14 protein-coding genes and 1 tRNA gene are annotated in these 23418 nt (G+C 43.1%); 8 read left to right on the top strand and 7 right to left on the bottom strand.

Annotated features, from left to right (window positions below):
• Nucleotides 1–26 precede the first annotated feature (26 nt).
• A complete protein-coding gene (locus DW862_RS01995; RefSeq protein WP_004310987.1) occupies nucleotides 27–818 on the top strand; it encodes a NigD-like protein in 792 nt (263 codons plus the stop codon).
• Between the two features lie 106 nt (nucleotides 819–924).
• Here the strand turns inward: DW862_RS01995 and DW862_RS01990 are convergent, their stop codons facing one another.
• The 3 genes from DW862_RS01990 to rsfS are packed head-to-tail and all read right to left on the bottom strand — an operon-like array spanning nucleotide 925 to nucleotide 4309.
• Entirely contained in the window at nucleotides 925–1773 is an 849-nt protein-coding gene (locus DW862_RS01990) for a phosphatidate cytidylyltransferase (RefSeq protein WP_009039035.1), read from the bottom strand.
• A gap of 16 nt (nucleotides 1774–1789) precedes the next feature.
• Nucleotides 1790–3940, bottom strand: a complete 2151-nt coding sequence (gene ftsH / locus DW862_RS01985) for an ATP-dependent zinc metalloprotease FtsH (RefSeq protein WP_049702305.1) — start codon at nucleotides 3938–3940, stop codon at nucleotides 1790–1792.
• 9 nt (nucleotides 3941–3949) lie between these two features.
• Nucleotides 3950–4309 carry a ribosome silencing factor gene (gene rsfS, locus DW862_RS01980; protein WP_004310984.1) on the bottom strand — a complete coding sequence of 120 codons (360 nt, stop codon included), beginning with the start codon at nucleotides 4307–4309 and terminating at the stop codon, nucleotides 3950–3952.
• A gap of 264 nt (nucleotides 4310–4573) precedes the next feature.
• Between rsfS and DW862_RS01975 the strand changes: the two genes are divergently transcribed.
• A tRNA-Gln gene (locus DW862_RS01975) sits at nucleotides 4574–4644 on the top strand.
• Between the two features lie 336 nt (nucleotides 4645–4980).
• Here the strand turns inward: DW862_RS01975 and DW862_RS01970 are convergent.
• The 3 genes from DW862_RS01970 to rsmA all read right to left on the bottom strand — a co-directional run bounded on the left by DW862_RS01970 (nucleotide 4981) and on the right by rsmA (nucleotide 9122).
• The gene (locus DW862_RS01970) at nucleotides 4981–6834 is read right to left on the bottom strand and encodes a DUF349 domain-containing protein (RefSeq protein ID WP_120067201.1); all 1854 of its coding nucleotides are present in this window, start codon (nucleotides 6832–6834) and stop codon (nucleotides 4981–4983) included.
• Between the two features lie 85 nt (nucleotides 6835–6919).
• A complete protein-coding gene (mgtE, locus tag DW862_RS01965) occupies nucleotides 6920–8260 on the bottom strand; it encodes a magnesium transporter (protein WP_004312092.1) in 1341 nt (446 codons plus the stop codon).
• 61 nt (nucleotides 8261–8321) lie between these two features.
• Nucleotides 8322–9122: a 16S rRNA (adenine(1518)-N(6)/adenine(1519)-N(6))-dimethyltransferase RsmA gene (rsmA, locus tag DW862_RS01960; protein WP_120067200.1), complete on the bottom strand. Its 801-nt coding sequence runs from the start codon at nucleotides 9120–9122 to the stop codon at nucleotides 8322–8324.
• A gap of 116 nt (nucleotides 9123–9238) precedes the next feature.
• Between rsmA and DW862_RS01955 the strand changes: the two genes are divergently transcribed.
• The 5 genes from DW862_RS01955 (at nucleotide 9239) to meaB (ending at nucleotide 21502) form a co-directional block, all read left to right on the top strand.
• Nucleotides 9239–10225: a lysylphosphatidylglycerol synthase transmembrane domain-containing protein gene (locus DW862_RS01955; RefSeq protein WP_004315816.1), complete on the top strand. Its 987-nt coding sequence runs from the start codon at nucleotides 9239–9241 to the stop codon at nucleotides 10223–10225.
• A gap of 121 nt (nucleotides 10226–10346) precedes the next feature.
• The gene (locus DW862_RS01950) at nucleotides 10347–11804 is read left to right on the top strand and encodes an aminoacyl-histidine dipeptidase (RefSeq protein WP_120067199.1); all 1458 of its coding nucleotides are present in this window, start codon (nucleotides 10347–10349) and stop codon (nucleotides 11802–11804) included.
• A gap of 1557 nt (nucleotides 11805–13361) precedes the next feature.
• A complete protein-coding gene (locus tag DW862_RS01940) occupies nucleotides 13362–19106 on the top strand; it encodes an alpha-2-macroglobulin family protein (RefSeq protein ID WP_165861870.1) in 5745 nt (1914 codons plus the stop codon).
• A gap of 225 nt (nucleotides 19107–19331) precedes the next feature.
• Nucleotides 19332–20399, top strand: coding sequence for a DUF1573 domain-containing protein (locus tag DW862_RS01935; RefSeq protein ID WP_004301426.1), 1068 nt, complete (start codon nucleotides 19332–19334; stop codon nucleotides 20397–20399).
• A gap of 11 nt (nucleotides 20400–20410) precedes the next feature.
• Nucleotides 20411–21502 carry a methylmalonyl Co-A mutase-associated GTPase MeaB gene (meaB, locus tag DW862_RS01930; protein WP_120067246.1) on the top strand — a complete coding sequence of 364 codons (1092 nt, stop codon included), beginning with the start codon at nucleotides 20411–20413 and terminating at the stop codon, nucleotides 21500–21502.
• Here the strand turns inward: meaB and DW862_RS01925 are convergent.
• On the bottom strand, nucleotides 21481–22413 hold the full coding sequence (locus DW862_RS01925) for a DMT family transporter (RefSeq protein ID WP_120067198.1): 933 nt from the start codon (nucleotides 22411–22413) through the stop codon (nucleotides 21481–21483). The two genes, meaB and DW862_RS01925, sit on opposite strands and share 22 nt — an antisense overlap.
• Nucleotides 22414–22535: 122 nt before the next feature.
• Between DW862_RS01925 and DW862_RS01920 the strand changes: the two genes are divergently transcribed.
• Nucleotides 22536–23399 (top strand): AAA family ATPase, encoded by an 864-nt coding sequence (locus tag DW862_RS01920; RefSeq protein ID WP_004315636.1) that lies wholly within the window; start codon nucleotides 22536–22538, stop codon nucleotides 23397–23399.
• The last annotated feature ends 19 nt before the right edge of the window (nucleotides 23400–23418 follow it).

Below are 23418 nucleotides of genomic sequence, written 5' to 3'. Positions count from 1 at the left end.
GACTAAAATAAAGAAAGGAAAAAGATATGAAAAAATTTAAGTGGCTTTTAGGAATCTTATTATTGGCATTAGTGCCAATGTTGCAATCATGTGATGATGATGGTTATTCTATTGGAGATTTCAGCTGGGACTGGGCGACTGTTCGTGCAACCGGTGGAGGAGGATATTATTTGGAAGGTGATAATTGGGGAGTGATTGATCCGGTTGCTACATCTATTCCTTGGTTTAAACCAGTGGACGGTGAACGTGTCGTGGCTTTTTTCAATCCTTTGTATGACATGGAAGGAGGAAAAGGAGTTCAGGTGAAGATGGAAGGCATACAGGAACTGTTGACAAAAGAAGTGGAAGATATGTCGACAGAGGAAGAAGCGGAAGAATTCGGAAATGATCCTATTCTGATTTATCAGGGTGATATGTGGTTGGGAGGAAAGTTCCTGAACGTAATTTTCCGCCAGGAGTTGCCTCGTTCGGAGAAACATCGTATCAGTCTTGTGCAAAATAAGATGGAACCGGGAGAGCCGGGCGAACCGTCAGAACCGGGAACATTGAATGTGGATGAAGATGGTTATATACATTTGGAACTGCGTTATAATACGTATGAGGATGTGACTGACTATTGGGGATGGGGACGAGTTTCTTATAATCTGGAAAAGTTCTTCCCTACGCCGAAAGATTCCTGGGTAGCACCCAAAGGTTTTAAGGTGACGATAAATTCAAGAGAACATGGGGAAGGAAGAGTGATTGTGCTTGATCTGGATCATCCGGTCGGTGTACCGGAAGCAGCAAAGGATGTTCATTCCACTTCTTCGATCCGATAACCTAACTATGATTTACTGTGTGTGAAAAAGGTCGGGATGCTTCAGTAGAAGTTCCCGACCTTTTGTATTTTGTTTCAGTTCTAATCGATTGAGAAAGAATCCCCCGTTAGAACCATGTTAATGCATATAGATAAACGACTGCTGCCGGTATAGCCATCAGAGAACTGTCAAAGCGGTCGAGCATCCCACCGTGTCCCGGAAGAATGGTTCCCGAATCCTTAACGTGCAACTGGCGTTTCAATAACGACTCCGTCAGGTCGCCCCATGTACCGAATATAACAACCGCCAGTGCCAGTCCTGCCCATTCAATCATTGACATAAATGGGAAGTAGTGAGCGAGTATAAAAGATACTCCGATTGCTACCACTCCGCCGCCGATAGAACCTTCCCATGATTTCTTGGGAGAGATACGTTCAAATAACCGGTGTTTGCCGATCAATGAACCGATGCAATAGGCTCCCGTGTCATTCAGCCAGAGGAAAATAAAGATAGATAGCGGTAGGATAGGATTGTAACTTACGCTACTGTATTCTGATCCCGGATCGTTATGGAATGCTAATACATTCAGCAAAGCAAAAGGTAGTCCGATATAAAGTTGGCTAAGCATAGAATAAGCCCAGTTAAGTACCGGGTTTTCCTTTTTCAGATACAACTCGCTAATCATCATGTAAAGCAATAAAAGCACATACGGGATGAATATCTTCGAATCGGCCGCATCAATGCAGAATCCCATGATTGCAAGGAATAGGTAAGCCCCGCCGAGCATATTAATAGTCTTGTTTATCTTCACTCCTTCTGCGCGCATATTTACCAGCTGCCCGAACTCATAAATGGTCAGTGCGCTGATAGCGGTAAACAGAATACCAAAGCTGAATGCGTCATAAAGGATGCACCCCACCAAGATGGCAACGAAGAGTACACCCGTAATAGCTCGTTTTATGAAATTATTAATCAAAATCTATTCGTTTTAATTAGTTGGACCCGTTAGCTTCTTCTTCATTGGATTTACCCTCTACGGTAACTTTGCCCTCCACAGTAACCTTTTTACCTTCTGCGGCAACTTTGGTGTCTATGGGTGCTTGTTCTTCCTTTGCGGTATTTTCAGCTTCCTCTTCTTTGATTTCCTTTTCTTCTTCTTTCAGCTTTTGGGCAAGTTCTCTTTCAGCTCTTGCGGCATCCTGGCTTTCTTTAGCAGCCATGATTTCTTCTGAACGGGAAGCCCAGGGGCGTTTACCGAAGATGCGTTCAACGTCTTCCGCGAAGATTACTTCTTTGTCAATCAGTAATTGCGTCAGTTCGTTGTGTCCTTCTTTATTCTCCGACAGAATTCTCTTGGCACGGTCATACTGCTCGTTTACCATTCTCTTGACTTCTTCGTCAATCAATTCGGCTGTCTTTTCGCTGTATGGACGGTTGAAAGAATATTCATCGTTGTTGTAATAACATAAGTTCGGCAGCTTGTCGCTCATACCTAAATAAGCAATCATGCCGTATGCCTGCTTAGTCACCCTTTCCAGGTCGTTCATGGCACCTGTTGAGATGCGGCCGAGGAATAAATCTTCAGCGGCGCGTCCTCCCAAAGTAGCACACATTTCGTCCAGCATCTGCTCCTTGGTAGTGATCTGACGTTCTTCCGGCAGATACCAGGCAGCTCCCAATGCACGTCCGCGAGGAACGATTGTGACTTTAATCAATGGGTTGGCATATTCCAACAACCAGGAGATAGAGGCGTGTCCTGCTTCATGCAAAGCGATGGAACGTCTTTCTGCTTCCGTTGTAATCTTGGTTTTCTTTTCCAGACCACCGATGATGCGGTCTACCGCATCTAGGAAGTCCTGCTTGCTTACGAATTTCTTCCCGTGGCGGGCAGCGATCAGTGCAGCCTCATTGCAGACATTGGCAATATCCGCACCCGAGAATCCCGGTGTCTGACGTGCCAGCAAGTCCACATCTACACTATCGTCTATTTTAATCGGGCGCAAATGCACGCCAAATACTTCTTTACGTTCGTTTAAGTCGGGCAGGTCCACGTGTATCTGACGGTCAAAACGTCCTGCACGGAGCAGTGCCTTGTCGAGTACGTCTACACGGTTGGTAGCAGCAAGGATAATCACACCGCTATTGGAACCGAAGCCGTCCATTTCTGTCAGCAACTGGTTCAATGTGTTTTCGCGTTCGTCATTTCCTCCCATTGCAGGGTTCTTGCCACGGGCACGTCCTACGGCATCAATCTCATCAATAAAGACGATACAGGGAGCTTTTTCTTTAGCCTGTTTAAATAAGTCGCGAACACGGGATGCACCTACACCCACAAACATTTCCACGAAGTCGGAACCTGCCAATGAGAAGAAAGGCACATTCGCTTCGCCGGCCACAGCTTTGGCAAGCAATGTTTTACCGGTTCCCGGAGGGCCTACCAGCAATGCTCCCTTGGGTATCTTACCTCCCAAATCCGTATATTTCTGCGGTTCCTTTAAGAACTCTACGATTTCCTCCACTTCTTGTTTTGCTTCGGCCAGCCCCGCTACATCTTTAAATGTAATCTTGATGGCTCCGCCTTTTTCAAAAAGCTGGGCTTTTGATTTTCCTACATTAAATACGCCGCCGGGGCCACCACTGCCGCCTCCGCTCATACGGCGCATGAAGAATATCCATAACGCAACCAGCAAGACAAGCGGGAGTACCTGAATCAGAATTGCGGGGAAAATATCCGATTTGGGCGGATAGTCGGATGAACCGTCAAAATGACCGGCTTCCTTTTCTGCCTGCAAAAACTCTTCCAGTTTATCGGTAGACGGGGTTCTACTTGTAATGACAGGGTTGCGTCCCACCTTGGTAGAGTCGGCTCCAAAAACAGCCCCTACGGCAGTCGGTTTGAGGAAAGCTTCGATTGATTTATCTTCATAACCCAATACTTTGCTGACATAACCCTTTTTTACATAGTCCTGAAACTCGCTGTAAGTTACAGCTTTGCTTCCTGCTCCTTTTGAATCACTGCCCCACCAGAGGCCGAGAAGCATAAGGGCAATAATCATATACATCCAGTTCAGGTTGAACTTGGGCATATTAACCTTATTGTTAGGTTTATTGCTATTGTTATTGTTGCTATTATTATTGTCCATAATCATTAATTAGTCTAGATCGGGGATTTGAGTAAGTTTGGCATCTGCCCAGAGGTGCTCAAGATTATAAAAAGCTCTTGTCTCCGGCAAAAAAACGTGTACCAATACATCGGCATAGTCCATAGCTACCCATTCTGCATTTCGGAGTCCGTCGATTGCATAAGGCTTGCTGTCCGCACCTTTGCGTGTAAATTCCTTGATTGAATCTACTATTGCACTCACTTGACTGGGAGAATTTCCCTGACAGATAACGAAATATTTACAGATGGTATCTTCTATGCTGGTTAAATCGGCAACAACTATCTTTTTACCTTTTTTCTCTTGAATTCCTTCTTTTATTTTTTCAATTAATACTTTAGTATCGTTCATTCCTGTAATTGGGATTAATAATTCATGTTCTCTATTTGTTTATAACAAAAAAAGGTGACCCTTTGTTTCTGATAATAAACGTGATATTTTTGACAAATATACGCTGATTTATTGGATACAAGAAAGTTATCCCTCAATTTTTGTGTTTTTTAGTGGAGATACTTTTGTTTGGAAAGCTTATTTGGACATTTTTGCAAAAAAAATATCGGATTTGTTTTGAATTCCCAAAATATTTGTATCTTTGCACCCGCAAACGAAAATCATTGGGCTATGGTGTAATGGTAACACTACAGATTCTGGTCCTGTCATTCCTGGTTCGAATCCAGGTAGCCCAACAATTTATAAGACAAAATAAGCTAAAAGCCGTTATTACTTAGTAATAACGGCTTTTTTGCATGTTTAACAGTTGTGTCTCTAAACTTCTCAACATCAAGAGGTCACATAATAGGTCACTGGAAGTTTTAAAAACAGTTCCTCGGTGGCAAATTCGGTGACACGAATGCACGTTGATAGTCCGAAAAACGCTAATCTTATGAAAAACCGTGAAGTTGATTGATAAAGAATAAATCCTTAAACTGGCTGTCGTCTTGTTTAGTAGAAAAGAAAAACAGGTTTTATAGCTCAAGTGAGTATAAAACCTGTTTCTAATTTTTCTAAATCGGGCAGAACTCTTATTCTTCTGCTTTTATTGATTCATCGATTACTTTGATCTTTTGTAATACCAGTTCCAAGTCTGCTTTCAACTTATCTACCTTGCGGTTCAATTCAGTCAACAGGTTGCTGCCTTTCTTAGAAGTAGAAGTCAGGAAGCCCAGATTGTTCTCATAAGTCTGAAGCTCATTCTTCATATTCTCATAAGTGCGTACCAGCTTTTCGCGTTCTCTGTACAGAGATTGAGTACCGCTTCCCTGGATATTGCTGATATTCGAACGGAAGTTACTTAACTTCTTGTTGGAAGCATTGATGTTAAAGCGGTCGAATAGCTGATCGATGATTCCGTGATACTGCTTGTATAACTTATCTTTTTCTTTGAACGGCACATGACCGATAGAGTTCCACTCTTTCATTAAATCCCGAACCAAGGTACTTGCTTCTTCGGTATCCATGCTTTCATCAATAGCGGATAACTTCTCGATCAACGCTTTCTTCTTTTCCATATTCTCTGTTTCTACGGAGCGTTGTGAAGAAGTAGCTTTGTTCTTTTGTTCGAAGAAGTAGTCGCAAGCTGTGATAAACCGTTTCCAGATTGCATCCGAGTGTTTCTTGGCAACCGGTCCGATGGTCTTCCATTCTTTTTGAAGTTTGGTCAGTGCATCGGCAGTTACTTTCCAGTCTGTACTATCTTTCAAGGCTTCCGCTTTTTCACAGAGCGCTTTCTTCTTTTCCAGATTCTCGTTCATTCCTTCTTTCAGGCTCTTGAAGAATTCTCCTTTCTTCTTGAAGAAATCATCGCAGGCATGGCGGAAACGCTCGAAGATCTTCACATTCATCTTTTGCGGCGCAAAACCGATAGTTTTCCATTTGTTTTGCAAGGCAATCACTTCCTGGGTCTTGTTTTCCCAGGCAGAGAATGTTTTCAGTTCATCATACTCAATCGCTTCAACGATTTCGCAGATGACGGTCTTTTGATCCAAATTATGTTGTTCGGCTTCTTTCAACGATTCGAAGTGCTGCTGATGGCGGCGGTTGACAGCGGTAGAAGCTGTTTTAAACCGATTCCAGACTTCATCACGCAGTTCTTTGGCTACCGGACCTGTATCGCGGAACTCCTGATGTAACTTCTGAAGTTGGTGGAAAGCGGAAACAACATCTTCCTCGTCAGCCAACTTTTCGGCAGCTTCGCAGAGATGTGTTTTGATTTCCAGATTCTTTTTGAAGTCATATTCGCGGAATTCATTGTTCAGTTTCAATAAATCGTAGAACTTCTCTACATATAATTGATAGTTTTTCCAAAGTTCATTCACTTTACCTTGCGGCACCAGTTTCGTATCATTCCATTGCTGTTGCAGCTTCTTGAACTCTGTATAAGATTTGTTGGCGTCATCTCCGGATTCCACCAATTCTTTCAGTTCTTCAATAATGGAAAGTTTCACTTGCAGGTTTTCTTCCTTTTGGCGTTCCAGCTCGGCAACCTGTTTGCTGCGTTTTTCCTTGATAACCCCCATCAGACGTTTGAATTCTTCTTCCGTCGGGTCCTCTTCGGCAACAAAATCTTCAATGTTTCCACCGTTATCTGTAAACTGTACCTTAGCAGCTTCCAACTCGGCATTATGTAACTTGTAGAATGATTGTTTCAGATTGTCAATATCCTGCTTGTTCGCATTTTCAGCATCTTGCGCAAGCTCTTTTAGCTGGTTTAGTACATCTTCCTTAGTGGCAGGTTTAGGAGCTGCTTCAGGTTGAACTTCGGCAGTAACATCTTCAGCCGGAGTCTCTGTAATAGCTTCAGAAACCTCGACTGTTTTCTTTTCTTCTTCTAATTCCCCTTGGTTCAAGGGTTGATTAGTGTCATGAGCGTCCATCATTGTATATTAGTTTTGGGTCACAAATTAATGAAATAAAACGATTACTTCATACTATTTTGCTTATTTTTTTTTGTTTATCGTGTTTTTATGACAATAAAACGGTTATTCCCATGTACAACATCATTCCGATGATGTCATTTGTAATGGCTATAAACGGACCTGTTGCAATGGCTGGATCGATTTTGAACTTCTCCAGCGTCATCGGTACCAGTGTCCCGAAAATAGAAGCGAACATTACCACGGCAAACAGGCTGATGGATACGGAATAGGTGACCGTAGCCGTTGCGCCGAACCTGATAAAGTTGTAGGTGTATACTAATAAGGAGATAATAGTGGCATTAATTAAAGCTACTACCGATTCCTTGGTTATCTGCTTGAAGGTATTTTTAGCGTCCAGCGAGCTGTTTGCCAAACCTTGTACGATGATTGCCGAAGATTGTGTTCCGACATTTCCTCCTGTACCACCGATTAGCGGGATGTATAGTGCCATTTCGGGATGGGCAGCAAAGGTGGAGTCGAAATTACCCAATATCATAGAGTTGCCGATTCCGCCGATCATACCGATTAATAACCAGGGGAGGCGGGCAGTGGTCTGTCTCAATACATTATCGTCCGTTTCTACGTCCTGCGAAAGACCGGATGCCAACTGGTAGTCACGTTCCGACTGCTCACGGACTTCATCCATGACGTCGTCGACGGTGATTTGTCCCACAAGCCGACCGATACTGTCGACAACGGGGATAGCCACCAAGTCATACTTCTCAATCGCCTGTACTACCTCGTCAATGGGAGTATCCACGTGTACCGAAATCGGATCTTTCTGCATCACGTGTTTCACTTTCGATACAGAAGGGGAAGTAATCATCTTTTTGAGCGGGAAGATACCTCGCAGACGTTCGTCATCGTCAATGACATATACATAATAGATTTCGTCCAGCTCTTCCGCCTGTTGCCGCATCTCTTTCAGACATTCGGGCATACTCCAGTTTTCGTTGACGAGTACCATTTCCGTACCCATCAAACCACCGGCGGTATTTTCGTCGTATTTCAACAAGTCGACGATGTCTCCTGCCTGTTCGATGTCCTCGATGTGCGAAAGAACCTCTTCCTGCTTGTCTTCATCGAGTTCACGCATCAGGTCTACGGCATCATCCGTGTCCATGTAGTCAACGAAACGTTTGGCGATTGTCTCCGAAGGAAGCATTTCGAGTAGCTCTTTACGAGCATCTTCGTCCATTTCGACAAGCACGTCGGCGGCAATTTCGTTATCGAGCAGGCGATAGACGAACTTAGCCTCTTCCGCATTCAGGTCATTGCACAATTCGGCGATGTCGGCCGGGTGGAGGTCGATGAGAAGACCTTTTACCTTGTCGGCGTCTTTTTGCTCAATAAGGTGTTTAACGTTGTCAATGTATTCCTCGTTCATCGTTGTCAATTACAAATTACGAATTACAAAATCCAGTTCTCTGCTCACTGTTACCCGCCAATTATTGGGCGTCGCCGGCTGTCTTTAGTGCTTCTTCCACTTTATTGGTCAGATCGATAAATTCGGCTACCGATAGTTGTTCCGGGCGTTTATTAAATAAGATGTCCTCCGTGAGTGGACAATCTTTTCCTAAAATAGGTTTGATGGAGTTGCGCAATGTTTTCCGTCGCTGGTTGAAGGTCGTTTTCACTACTTGCTTGAACAGTTTTTCGTCGCATCCCAACTCTTTAGTCTCGTTGCGTGTCATACGGATAACAGCACTTTTCACTTTGGGAGGCGGATTGAACACGTGTTCGCTGACAGTGAATAAATATTCTACTTTATACCATGCCTGTATCAATACGCTAAGGATACCGTATGTCTTGCTGCCCGGTCCGGCTGCAATACGTTCGGCTACCTCTTTTTGAATCATTCCCGTGCAACAGGGGACGATATCTTTGTTGTCCAGCATCTTGAAAAAGATTTGGCTGGAAATATTATAGGGGTAATTACCAGTCAGTACGAAAGGCTTCCCGTCGAACAACCGGTGAAGATTCATTTTCAAGAAGTCATCCTCGATGATGTGGTCTTCCAGTGACGGATAGACTTCGCGAAGATAAGCAACCGACTCATAGTCAACTTCTACGACCTTTACCAATCGGTCTTTCTTTACTAGAAACTGGGTCAATACTCCCATACCCGGCCCCACCTCTAAAATAGGTAGTTCGGGGAAGGTATCGACTGTATCGGCAATATCTTGCGCAACTTTCAGATCTTTCAGAAAGTGTTGTCCGAGAAACTTTTTAGGCTTTACTAATTTCATTTACCAACTAAATAATTACTTTTGCAGCTGACAAAGGTAATTCTTTTAAATGAAGAACGTACCACTATTTATTAAAAAATAAATGATGTGTCAGCGAAGCTAATGAAGAATTAAGGATGAAGAAACTATTAAAAAAGACGCTGAAACTGATATTACCGGTTGTTTTAGGCGGCTTTATCTTATTCTGGGTATATCGCGACTTTGATTTTACAAAAGCGGGCGATGTGTTGTTACACGGTACAAATTGGTGGTGGATGCTCTTCTCGTTATTGTTCGGAGTGTTTGCGCAAGTCTTTCGTGGTTGGCGGTGGAGACAGACATTGGAACCGTTGGACGCTTTCCCGAAAAAGAGCGATTGCGTGAATGCTATCTTCATTTCATACGCTGCCAGTCTGGTGGTTCCCCGGATCGGGGAGGTGAGCCGTTGCGGAGTGTTGGCGAAATATGATAATGTCTCGTTTGCCAAGTCGTTGGGAACAGTCGTTACGGAACGGTTGGTCGATACGTTGACTATTCTCCTCATCACAGGCATCACTGTATTGCTCCAATTACCGATATTCGTCACTTTCCTTCAGCAGACCGGAACGAAAATCCCTTCATTAGTCCACCTTTTGACTTCGGTATGGTTTTATATCATTCTGTTTTGTTTTATTGGTGTGGTGATACTTCTTTATTATTTAAGAAAAACGTTGTTCTTCTATGAACGGGTGAAAGGATTTGTATTGAATATATGGGAAGGAATTATGTCTTTAAAAGGCGTGCGTAACATTCCTCTCTTTATTTTTTATACACTGGCTATTTGGGCTTGTTACTTTCTCCATTTCTATTTTACATTCTATTGCTTTGCCTTTACGGCACATTTGGGTATCCTTGCGGCATTGGTCATGTTTGTCGGCGGTACGTTTGCCGTAATTGTGCCTACCCCTAACGGAGCGGGACCCTGGCATTTTGCCATCATTTCTATGATGATGCTTTATGGAGTAAACGTGACGGATGCCGGAATATTTGCCCTGATTGTACACGGTATTCAAACCTTTTTGGTTGTTTTATTGGGTGTGTACGGCTTGGCTGCTCTGCCGTTCACCAATAGACATCGGGCGTAAATTTTTAGCTAAAAGTGTATATTCTTACATGTTTTTGCCAACCTCCTTTGTCATCTGAAAACTTTTCCATAACTTGGCACTGTTTAATTATCAGATTTAAAATAGTTTTAAAATATTTATTATGAGTACCATTCTTTCTTTAGCTCCACAGAACGTGTGGAAGCATTTTTATTCGTTGACACAGATTCCCCGTCCGTCAGGGCACATGGAAAAGATTACAGCATTTCTTTTAGGTTTCGGAAAAGAGCTGGGGCTGGAGTCTTTTGTAGACGAAGCAGGTAATGTGATTATCCGTAAACCCGCCACTCCGGGTATGGAAAACCGGAAAGGTGTGATTCTTCAGGCGCACATGGATATGGTTCCGCAGAAGAACAACGATACTGTACACGATTTTGAAAAAGATCCGATTGAAACTTATATAGACGGTGACTGGGTAAAAGCAAAAGGCACTACTCTGGGTGCAGACAACGGACTGGGTGTAGCTGCTATTATGGCTGTGTTGGAAGCAAAAGACCTGAAACACGGTCCTTTGGAAGCTCTTATCACGAAAGATGAAGAAACCGGCATGTATGGTGCATTCGGCTTGAAGCCGGGTACACTGAACGGAGAGATTCTTTTGAATCTGGACTCGGAAGATGAAGGCGAATTGTATATTGGTTGTGCCGGAGGTATGGATGTAACTGCAACTTTGGAATATAAAGAAGTAGCTCCCGAAGAAGGAGATGTGGCAGTGAAAGTTACATTGAAAGGATTACGCGGCGGACATTCGGGATTGGAAATCAATGAAGGACGTGCCAATGCTAATAAGTTGCTGGTTCGTTTCGTTCGTGAAGCGGTTGCCAGCTATGAAGCCCGTTTGGCTAGCTGGGAAGGTGGTAATATGCGTAATGCTATCCCACGTGAAGCACATGTGGTTATTACCATTCCGGCTGAAAATGAAGAAGAACTATTGGGCTTGGTGAAATACTGCGAAGACCTGTTCAATGAAGAATATTCGGCAATTGAAACACCGATCAGCTTTACGGCTGAACGTGTGGAACTTCCTTCGGGTCAAGTGCCTGAAGAGATTCAGGACAATCTGATTGATGCAATCTTTGCTTGTCAGAACGGTGTGACCCGTATGATTCCTACTGTTCCGGATACGGTAGAGACTTCTTCCAATCTTGCTATTATTACGATTGGTGGAGGAAAAGCAGCCATTAAGATTCTGGCTCGCAGCTCGAGTGATAGTATGAAGGAATATCTGACTACCAGCTTGGAGTCTTGTTTCTCTATGGCAGGTATGAAGGTGGAAATGACTGGTGGATATTCCGGTTGGCAGCCTGATGTTAATTCTCCGATTTTGCATGCGATGAAGGCCTCTTATAAGCAGCAGTTCGGTGTAGAACCTGCAGTGAAAGTAATCCACGCAGGCTTGGAATGTGGTATTATCGGTGCTATTATTCCGGGATTGGATATGATTTCTTTTGGCCCGACTTTGCGTTCACCGCACTCACCGGACGAAAGAGCTTTGATTCCTACTGTACGGAAGTTCTACGACTTCCTGGTGGCTACTTTAGAACAAACTCCACTGAAATAAGGTATTCTTTATTATGTAAATATTCTCCTATTATATAATAGGTATTTATAGCGAAGGCACGGATGAGATTTCATCCGTGCCTTTTTGTCATATTTGTTGCAGGCTATATTACAATTTTATTTCATAACAAATAAATTAATTGATGCAAATCAAGAAATATGCTATAAAACATAAATTTCGCTCTTTTTTAGATCAATGTATAAACAAAGGCCGTATTTTTGTGTTATAAAACATGTAATTAAGAGGATAACAAAATGAAAAGTTTAAAAAGATTGTTTAGAAAGATCGGCGAAGCCGATGTACATGTTTGGGGATATTCAACAATTAATGCTAAACCAAACAAGTAAGTTTTATTTTTTAGTTTTCAGGAATTAGTAATTTAAAGTTTTAAAGATTATGGCAAAGAAAATGAGTTCTTTAGTTAGAAAAATCCTTAGTGAAGTAGGTCGTAATGAAATGCTTTCATGGGGGTACAGAATTGAGAAATGAGAAAGAGTACATTAACTAGGTTTAGAGTGGGGATACGTTATTAAAGACGATATCCCCACTTTTTTATATAAAAAGAGATATAGGGTGAGGAGGGGAATAAAATGAAGGAGCATTTAACTCATGTCGGTGCAGTTTTGATTCTTTTCACCACAGAGGACACGGAGGGCACAGAGGTGAATTGGGTTTATGACTTACGGTTGTGGGCATAATTTTGACGTGTAATCCTCATACTATAAAGTTGAAAAAACATAAAAACATCTGCCACCTGCAACGAAAAGCGTGTAATGCGCTAATTGATAAATAGTTGGAACGTTGCAGATACCTGCGGCAGATAGGGTGCCGATAAAGTATCTGCCGCACGTTATATAATCAAAGAAAAAGCCTTGATTCCTTGATGCAAAGCTATGGGATAATTGGGGTGACTCTATGGATAATTTGTGGTGTCTCTACGGGGAAACGGCAGTATCCTTACGTAGAAACTGTCGTTTCCCGCCTTAGAAACTCTCGTTTCCTGCCGTGGAAACTGTAATTTCTAATGCCGGAAACGACAGTTCCCCGCCTGGAAACGGGAAGTCAATGTATACAATAAACTTTTGCCCTCCTAGAGAATTAGCTTATGTAAGGTTTATACTGTGTTGCAGATACTTTATCTGCAACCTATCTGCCACAGTATCTGCAACGCTCCAACTATTTATCAATTAGCGCATTACACGCGTTTGGTTGCAGGTGGCAGATGTTTTTATGTTTTTTCAACTTTATAGAGGAAGGATTACGCATCAAAATTAGGGTCACAAGCGTAAGTCATAAACCCAATTCACCTCTGTGCCCTCCGTGTCCTCTGTGGTGAAAATAGTGCAAAAATGAACTATTCAATTAAATAACAAACCGAATAATATTTTTTTATTCTAAAGTGAATCAGCTAATGAGCTAACGTCTATACGATACAGTATAAGGTTGGTAGCTTGATAAAAGTTTTTTTTAAGCTAAAAAGTACAAATCTTTAAACTTTATTTCTTTACTTTGTTATTTATAGAGTGAGACTTATAGCGAACTTAAACTAGAAAGATTATGAAAGTAAAGCAAATTTGTATGATGGTGCTACTATGGTTGGGAGTGATTCCGGCGGTGCAGGCACAGACTTTCGACAAATTATGGAAAGAAGTGGAGCAAGCAGAGAAAAAGAGCTTGCCTAAGACAGTGATAAAACTGACTGATGAGATTTATCAGAAAGGGGAAAAAGAGAAAAACTCTCCGCAGATGCTCAAAGCATACGCGTGGCGGATGAAATACCGGGAAATGTTGAATCCGGATAGTCTTTATGCCGGTCTGAAAGGACTGGAACAGTGGGTGAAACAAACCGACCAACCAATGGACCGTGCTATTTTGCACTCTCTGATAGCCGGAATTTATGCAAATTATGCTGCCAACAATCAATGGCAACTTCGCCAACGGACGGAAATTGTAGGCCAAACGCCTTCCGCGGATATACGCGAGTGGACCGCCAATATGTTTGTAGAGAAAGTGCGGACAAATGTGAAAGAAGCCTTGGCTGACTCTGTGTTACTGCTCAAAACTTCTTCACGCGACTATATCCCTTTCGTAGAACTGGGGAAAACGAGTGAATATTATCACCATGACCTCTATCATTTATTGGCTTCCCGTGGCATTGATGCTCTGTTGCAAGTGGAAAAACTAGGTAGCGGGTATACTGAAACGAACGCCGTAAATCCGGTGAAGCAGGATATAATAGCTATTTACGGAAATATGCTTTCTGCTTATAAAGCAGCCGGATTGAAAGAAGGTTATGTGTTGATCGCACTTAACTATTTGGAATGGAGACGGGGAGCGGAACGGTATATCCGACCTCTCCAAGTAAAGGGAGAGGCTTCAGTATTGACGGATGACACTTACCTGAAAGCATTGAATACATTGAAAAGTAAATATGCTTCGGAGCCGATATGTGCTGAAGTGTACCTGGCACAAGCCCGTTATGCTATTGAAAAGCAACAGCAGGTTAATGCATTGCAGCTTTGCGATGAGGCGATTCGTCTTTATCCGGGGTATGACAGAATCAATGCTCTGAAAAATCTTCGGGAAGAGATATTGGCTCCTTATTTGAATGTCTATGCAGCAGATCAGGCTTTCCCGAACGAAGAGATAGAACTAAGAGCCTCACATAAGAATCTGGATGGTTTTACCGTCCGGATTTATCAGGCGAAGAAACTGATAAAAGAACAACATTACTCTGTAATTCGTCCGGAAGATTACCGGACACAGGACACGGTGTTTACGTTCAAAGCTCTCGAACTTGGAGCTTACGTAATGCGTATCATACCGGATATTCGTGCAAAGAGAGACAGTGAAAGCAAGTTTGACGTAACACGTTTCAAGGTGTTGACTTGTCGTCTGCCGGAAAAACAATATCAAGTGGTGACGTTGGACGGACAGACGGGACATCCTATTTCGAATGCGAAAGTTACGATGTATAGTAACGATGAAAAAGTTTTGCAAGAGTTTACGACGGACAAAGATGGTAAGGTGGTATTTCCCTGGAAATCTGAATACCGCTATTTGAAAGCCTCCAAGGGTACGGATACAGCGATGCCGAAGCAAGGTATCTATGCAGGAAGTTACGGATATTACGGTGACGAAGATAAAGTGGCGGAAAATATGACTTTATTGACTGACCGTTCTTTGTATCGTCCCGGACAGACGGTGTATGTGAAAGGAATTGCCTATTCTCAAAAATCAGATACGGCGGATGTGCTTCCGAACAAGGAATATATGGTTACTTTATTGGATGCAAATAATCAGGAAGTAGGGCAGAAGTCGGTACGCACCAATGAGTTCGGCTCGTTTGCCACTGATTTCGCGTTGCCTTCAGCTTGCCTGAACGGAATGTTCTCGTTGAAGGCAGGAAGAGGTCGTACAAGTATCCGCGTGGAAGATTATAAACGTCCGACATTTGACATCACTTTTGAAAAGCAACAGGGAAGTTACAAGTTGGGAGATGAAGTGCAGGTGAAAGGCAAGATAGAATCTTATAGCGGTGTATTGCTTCAGGATCTTCCGGTAAAATATAAGGTGATGCGTTCTACATATAGCCTTTGGCGCTTTGCGGAATCGGTGCAGATTGCTTCCGGTGAAGTGACGGCCAATGAGAACGGAGAATTTACGATACCGGTCCGCCTGCAGGAAAGTGACTCTTATAAGAATGATGATAAAGTATATTATCGCTATTCCATTGAAGCTACTGTTACCAATGTGGCGGGTGAAACACAATCTTCTACGGATGTCATTTCGGCCGGAAATCGTTCGTTGGTTTTGCAGGTGGAATTGCATGATAAGACTTGTAAGGATAAACCATTCGACACGATGTTTAACGTGCAAAACCTGAATGGACAACCTGTGGAAGTGAAAGGAAATTATTACTTATATCCTGCCAAAGACCAGGATTTCAAACAACTGGAAGAGAAACCGGTTTTAACGGGAACTTTTACTTCTAACGAAGAAATAACGCTCGATTGGAAGAATCTTCCTTCGGGCCCTTATGTACTGAAAGCATCGGTGAAAGATAATCAGGGCAAGGAAGTGACTACTGATACTAACACGATTCTTTTCTCCATTGAGGACAAACGTCCGCCTGTTGAAACGACGGTTTGGTTCTATGGAGAAAATATGGAATTTGATGCGACTCATCCGGCTGTATTCTGCTTCGGTACGTCGAAAAAGGATACTTATGTGATGATGAATGTATTCTCCGGTGATAAACTGCTGGAAAGTAAGATGTTGAACTTGTCTGATACGATTGTTCGCTTCGAATATCCATATCAGGAGAGTTATGGTGACGGTGTGTTTGTGAATTTCTGTATGGTAAGAGATGGACAGGTTTATCAGGAACATGCCCGGTTGACCAGACGTGTGCCGGATAAGACATTGACTATGAAGTGGGAAGTGTTCCGCGATAAGTTGCGTCCCGGACAGAAGGAAGAATGGAAACTGACGATTAAAACGCCACAAGGACAAGCCGCTAATGCGGAGATGCTGGCAACGATGTATGATGCTTCACTGGATAAGATATGGAACCGTCAGCAGAATTTCCAAATCTTCTATAGTCAGATTGTTCCGTATTCTAATTGGATGAGCGGATATTCCGGCAATAATTCATTTAATTACTGGTGGAATACGAAAAGCCTTAAAGTGCCGGGATTGGCGTATGATTATTTCGTGATGTCTTCCGGTGTAGGAAATGTATATGCATTGTCGGAGTCTTTGGCTGATGGAGTGGTGGTTAGAGGTCTGGCGGTTCAGAGAAAGGTGTCGTTGACAGGAAGTGTTACAAGCCGGAGCAATGCGGTGGAAGTGAAATATGTACCGGCTTTAGTCTCCGATGCTTCTGAAGATGTGGAATTTGAGTCAGGATGGGGTCAAACGGGAACACTTGGTAAACTTGATGAAACGTCCGGAAACGAAACACTCCCTGAAGCTCCTGCCGACCTGCGTACAAATCTTGCAGAAACAGCCTTCTTCTATCCGCAACTTCGCACCAATGAACAGGGAGAAATCTCATTCTCTTTCACGATGCCCGAAAGTCTGACGCGTTGGAACTTCCGTGGATATTCTCATACGAAAGGGATGCTGATGGGAACATTGGACGGTGAAGCTACCACAAGTAAGGAATTTATGCTGACTCCTAATCTTCCCCGCTTTGTACGTGTGGGAGATAAGACTTCTCTTACAGCTTCTATCTCTAATATGACTGGTAAGCCACAAGCCGGAACAGTAACTCTGATTCTTTTCGATCCGATGACAGAGAAAGTAATCAGTACACAAAAACAGAAATTCAGCCTTGTTGCCGGAAAGACGATTGGCGTGAGCTTCCAGTTTACCGTCAGTGATAAATACGAAATATTGGGATGCCGGATGATAGCCGACAGCGGTACTTTCAGCGATGGAGAACAACAGTTGCTTCCGGTGCTTAGCAATAAAGAACATTTGGTAGAGACACTTCCAATGCCTGTACGTGGAGAAGAAACCCGTACTTTCTCACTCGACCGCCTGTTCAACCAACAAAGTAAAACGGCAACCGACCGTAAACTGACTGTCGAGTTTACAGGAAATCCGGCCTGGTATGCTATTCAGGCATTGCCTTCTTTGAGTCTTCCTACAAGCAATAATGCGATCTCCTGGGCTACGGTATATTATGCAAATACCTTGGCTTCGTTCATTATGAACAGTCAGCCGAAGATCAAAGCAGTGTTTGAAAGTTGGAAATTGCAGGGAGGTACGAAAGAAACCTTCTTGAGCAATCTGCAAAAGAATCAGGAAGTGAAGAACATCATTCTGTCCGAATCTCCCTGGGTGCTCGAAGCGCAAACGGAAGAGCAACAGAAAGAACGTATCGCCACTTTGTTTGACTTGAACAATATTCGTAGTAATAATATTGCGGCTTTGACCCGATTACAGGAGTTGCAGAACGCAAACGGTGCATGGTCTTGGTATAAAGGAATGACCGGCAGCCGATATGTCACTGCCTATATCGCCGAACTGAATGCCCGTCTGGCTATGTTGACAGGTGAGAAATTAACAGGTCCAGCTCTCTCCTTGCAACAAAATGCTTTCACTTACCTTCATCAATCAGCTTTAGACGAATATAAGGAAATCCTGAAAGCACAGAAAGAAGGAGTGAAATTTACCGGTGTTTCGGGCAGTATTCTGCAATATTTGTATCTCATCGCTATTTCCGGAGAGCAGGTGCCTGCGACCAATAAAGCTGCTTATACCTATTATCTTTCTAAGGTAGGAGAATTGCTTACTTCTCCTTCGATGGATACGAAAGCGATTGCCGCTATTGTACTGGATAAAGCCGGACGCAAGAAAGAAGCACAGGAATTTGTCGCTTCTTTGAAAGAATTCCTGACCAAGACGGATGAACAGGGAATGTTCTTTGCTTTCAACGAGAATCCGTATACATGGGGCGGAATGCAGATGCAGGCTCACGTAGATGTGATGGAAGCATTGGAGGCGATAGGCGGTAACAGCGATACCGTGGAAGAAATGAAACTTTGGCTGTTGAAGCAAAAGCAAACGCAACAATGGAACTCTCCGGTAGCTACTGCCGACGCGGTATTTGCGTTGCTGATGAAAGGTGTTAATTTGCTCGACAATCAGGGAGATGTACGGATTGTAATTGCTAATGAAGTGCTGGAAACGGTTGCTCCGAGTAAAACAACTGTTCCCGGATTGGGATATATCAAACGTTCTTTCACACAGAAGAGCGTGGTGGATGCCCGTAAGATTGAAGTGGAAAAGAGAAATCCGGGTATCGCCTGGGGAGCTGTATATGCAGAATTTGAATCCCCCATCAGTGATGTGAAACAACAGGGTGGTGAGTTGAATGTAAAGAAACAATTGTATGTGGAACGTATGGTAAATAATGTCCCTCAATTGCAGCCTATAACAGTGAAAACTGTTCTTCAGATAGGTGATAAAGTCGTTTCCCGTTTGAGCATCCGTGTAGACCGTCCGATGGACTTTGTGCAGTTGAAAGATCAGCGGGGAGCTTGCTTCGAACCGATCGGCAGCATTTCCGGTTATCGTTGGAACAACGGACTGGGCTATTACGTAGACATCAAAGATGCATCGACCAATTTCTTCTTCGATCATTTAGGAAAAGGAGTATATGTATTGGAATATAGTTACCGTGTCAGCCGTGCAGGAACTTACGAAACAGGTCTGGCAACCATGCAATGTGCATACGCACCAGAATATGCTTCACATTCTGCTTCGATGACGGTAGCTGTTAAAGAGTAACGCAGGACATTTGTAAGAGAAATATTCAGGCACGCATTATGCCGATTTTACGGTTCATTAGATAAACTGAAACCGTAAAATAGGCGTAATCCGTGCCTGAATCTATTTGATACCTCTTGATGGGGAGAATTATCCTCTTTCGTCAATCTGTGTTAATCTGTGTAATCTGTGGTGAAAAACTCATCTAAAACCCCTACATTTGTGCACCAAAATAAAAAATATCGCATGAAACGTAGTTTACTATCTATATTATCTTTACTTACTGTCGCTTTGGCAGCCGTTGCCCAACCTCGTATCTCTTCAAATAAAGAGACACATAACTTCGGACAAATTGAGTGGAAACGTCCGGTGACAGTGGAATATACCATCACTAACACGGGAAACCAGCCATTGGTACTGACCAACGTCACAACCTCTTGTGCTTGTGCCGTGGCCGATTGGACCAAAGAACCGATTGCCCCGGGAGGAAAAGGAGTAGTAAAAGCTTCTTTTGACGCAAAAGCGTTAGGACATTTTGAAAAGTCGATAGGAATATATAGTAATGCCAGTCCGAGCCTGGTCTATCTGAAGTTTACCGGTGAAGTAGTGCAGGAAATAAAAGATTATACAAAGCTACTTCCTTATACAATTGGAAATATTCGTTTAGATCGTGATGAGTTTGCTTTCCCCGATGTCTATCGCGGACAGCAGCCTTCATTGACCTTCGATATCGCCAATCTTTCGGATCGTCCTTACGAACCGGTATTGATGCATCTGCCTCCTTATCTGAAAATGGAAGCGGAACCCAAAGTCTTGTTGAAAGGCAAGAAGGGAACTATCAAACTGACGCTGGATGCGAGCCAGCTAAAAGATTACGGATTGACACAGACTTCTGTCTACCTTTCCCGTTTCTCCGGTGATAAGGTGAGCGAAGATAATGAAATACCGGTTTCGGCCATTCTTCTTCCCGACTTCTCTCGTATGACGGAAAAAGATTCTTTGAACGCTCCTGCCATGCACATTTCGGAAACGGATATTGATCTTAGTATCCCGTTGATAAAGAAGAATAAGGTAAGCCATGATATATTGATAGCCAATTCCGGAAAGACTCCGTTAGTCATCAGTAAGTTGCAGGTATTCAATTCATCGGTAGGAGTGAGCCTGAAGAAGACGGTCCTTCCTCCGGATGGAATGACGAAGCTCAAAGTAACTATTCGTAAGCGTGACGTAGGTAATAAGAAGCATCATCTACGTATCCTGATGATAACAAATGATCCGTTACGCCCGAAAGTCGAAATCAATATCAAACGCTAAATCCTATGATTATGGAACATCCTGAAAATAATGAAGAATATAAGGGGCTTGTTGTCAATAAAGGCATTGAGCAACCCTCATCTGTGAATCCTTACTTAAAGCGGAAACCTAAGAAACGCCAACTTTCAGTAGCAGAGTTTGTAGAAGGTATCGTAAAAGGTGATGTCACCATATTGAGTCAGGCTGTGACATTGGTGGAAAGCGTAAAGCCTGAACATCAGGCTGTCTCACAGGAAATCATAGAGAAGTGTCTGCCATTTTCCGGTAATTCGATCCGGATTGGTATCAGCGGCGTTCCCGGTGCGGGAAAGAGTACATCCATAGATGTATTCGGTCTGCACGTGCTCGAAAAGGGGGGCAAACTGGCGGTATTGGCCATCGACCCTAGTAGTGAGCGTAGTAAAGGCAGTATCTTAGGGGATAAAACGCGTATGGAGCAGCTTTCCGTGCATCCTAAATCGTTTATCCGCCCTAGTCCGTCAGCCGGTTCTTTGGGAGGAGTGGCACGCAAAACACGTGAGACGATTATTCTTTGTGAAGCTGCCGGATTCGATAAGATTTTTGTGGAGACCGTAGGAGTGGGACAGAGCGAAACGGCTGTTCACTCGATGGTTGATTTCTTCCTGTTGATTCAGTTGTCCGGTACGGGCGATGAACTGCAAGGGATTAAGCGTGGTATTATGGAGATGGCGGATGGTATCGTTATCAATAAGGCCGATGGAGATAATCTGGAACGTGCCAAGTTGGCTGCCACTCAATTCCGTAATGCATTGCATCTGTTTCCTGCGCCTGAATCCGGATGGATTCCCAAAGTATTGACTTACTCCGGTTTTTATAACCTGGGAGTGAAGGAGGTCTGGGATATGATTTACGAATACATTGACTTCGTGAAAGAAAACGGCTATTTTGAATATCGCCGCAACGAGCAAAGTAAATATTGGATGTATGAAAGCATCAATGAACAACTTCGTGACAGCTTTTATCATAATCCGAAGATTGAAGCGATGCTCTTAGAAAAAGAACAGCAGGTATTGAAAGGCAACCTGACTTCGTTTATAGCTGCAAGAAGTCTGCTCGATACTTATTTTGAGGATTTGAAATGAGGCTTTTCTGCTTTTTCAAGATCAGCTCTCGATTTACTTTGAGTCACAATATATACTCCTAGGAATACAAGTGCGATAGCAATCCCTTTCTCCCAGCCGAAACTTCCGATACCCATCGCGATTGCTGCAATCGTAGCCACGATCGGTTGCATATAATTGTACATACTGACTACCGTAGGACGGAGCAGCCTCTGTGCAGTCATAATGCAGAGATACGCGAGGAAACTACCTCCTAATACGACATAAAGTACCTGTAGAATGGCGACAGTGGAAATAGAAGTCCATTGAATCGTAGAAATATCATAATAGGAGAACGGAATGTAACACATCGAAGCATATATGAACATCCATTTATTAATCGTTACTGCCGAATATCGTTGAGACAATCCCTTGAATACAGTCAGGTATATGGAAAAACTGATTTGTGCAACGAGACAAAGCAAGTCACCAATCAGGCTTCCATTTCCGTTGCTTCCTGCCTGGCTGCTCACAATGAGAATGAGCGCTCCCATAGCACCTATAAAAATTCCCAGTACTTTTTTATTTGTCACCGGTTCTTTTAAATAGATAGCTGCTACAACCATTGTTACAATCGGTAGAGTGGTAGTTACGATAGAAGCATCAATAGGAGAAGTCATAGAAAGCCCGAAGATGAACACTCCTTGATTGAATACTAGCGCAAACAGTGAAGCAAAGAAAATTTTCAGCATATCCTGATGGTTCACATGTTCCTGTTTGCAAAATATAGAAAGGATCCAGAAAGCGGCTGCTGCCCCTACCATGCGGAATGTAGTGACAGAAATTGGAGAAAACTCTTGAAGAGCCGACTTACCGATGGGAGACATTAATCCCCACATAACGTTTGCTGTAAGCGCAAACAAATGACCATACAGGTTCTTACTTTTGTCCATGTTGATACTATTTATTTTACCATATCTCTGATATCATTAACAATCAAATAGAGAAAACGGTTGCAAAGGTAGTCTTTTATCGTATGATTTGTTTATATTTGCCTTGATTAAACTTGAATATTATGGAACAACAAGCCAATTATATCCGTCGTATCGAGATACACGGACTATGGGAACGCTTTAATATAGGATGGGATTTGCGTCCCGATGTGAACATCCTCTCCGGCATCAACGGAGTGGGGAAGACTACCATTCTGAACCGTTCGGTGGGATACCTCGAAGAACTTTCCGGTGAAATGAAAAGTGACGAGAAGAACGGAGTGCGTCTCTTTTTCGACAATCCCCAGGCAACCTATATTCCTTATGACGTCATCCGAAGCTACGACCGTCCCCTGATTATGGGTGACTTCACAGCCCGCATGGCCGACAAGAATGTAAAGTCTGAACTGGACTGGCAACTCTATCTCTTGCAACGCCGTTACCTCGATTATCAGGTCAACATTGGTAATAAGATGATTGAAATGCTTTCCAGCACTGATGAAGAAGAGCGTCGTAAAGCAGCTACATTATCTGTAGCCAAACGTCGTTTTCAGGATATGATTGACGAACTGTTCAGCTATACACGCAAAAAGATAGACCGGAAACGGAACGATATCGCTTTCTATCAGGATGGCGAACTATTATTCCCTTATAAACTGTCGTCCGGTGAAAAGCAAATGCTGGTTATCCTGCTGACCGTACTCGTGCAGGACAACAGCCATTGTGTATTGTTTATGGATGAGCCGGAAGCCTCCCTTCATATAGAATGGCAGCAGAAACTGATTGCTATGATACGTGAACTGAATCCGAATGTGCAGATTATCCTGACTACCCATTCGCCTGCCGTCATTATGGAAGGCTGGCTGGATGCCGTGACAGAAGTAAGTGATATATCTACCACCGTAGGGCACAAGCTCGACAAGGATTCTCCCAACTGTAATTTGTAATTCGTAACCTGTAATTGAA

It is taken from the genome of Bacteroides sp. AM37-9 (assembly GCF_003603455.1).
Classification (GTDB): Bacteria; Bacteroidota; Bacteroidia; order Bacteroidales; family Bacteroidaceae; genus Bacteroides; species Bacteroides xylanisolvens.
The sequence above is the reverse complement of the archived record's forward strand: the minus strand, read 5'-3'. Positions and strand labels throughout refer to the sequence as shown.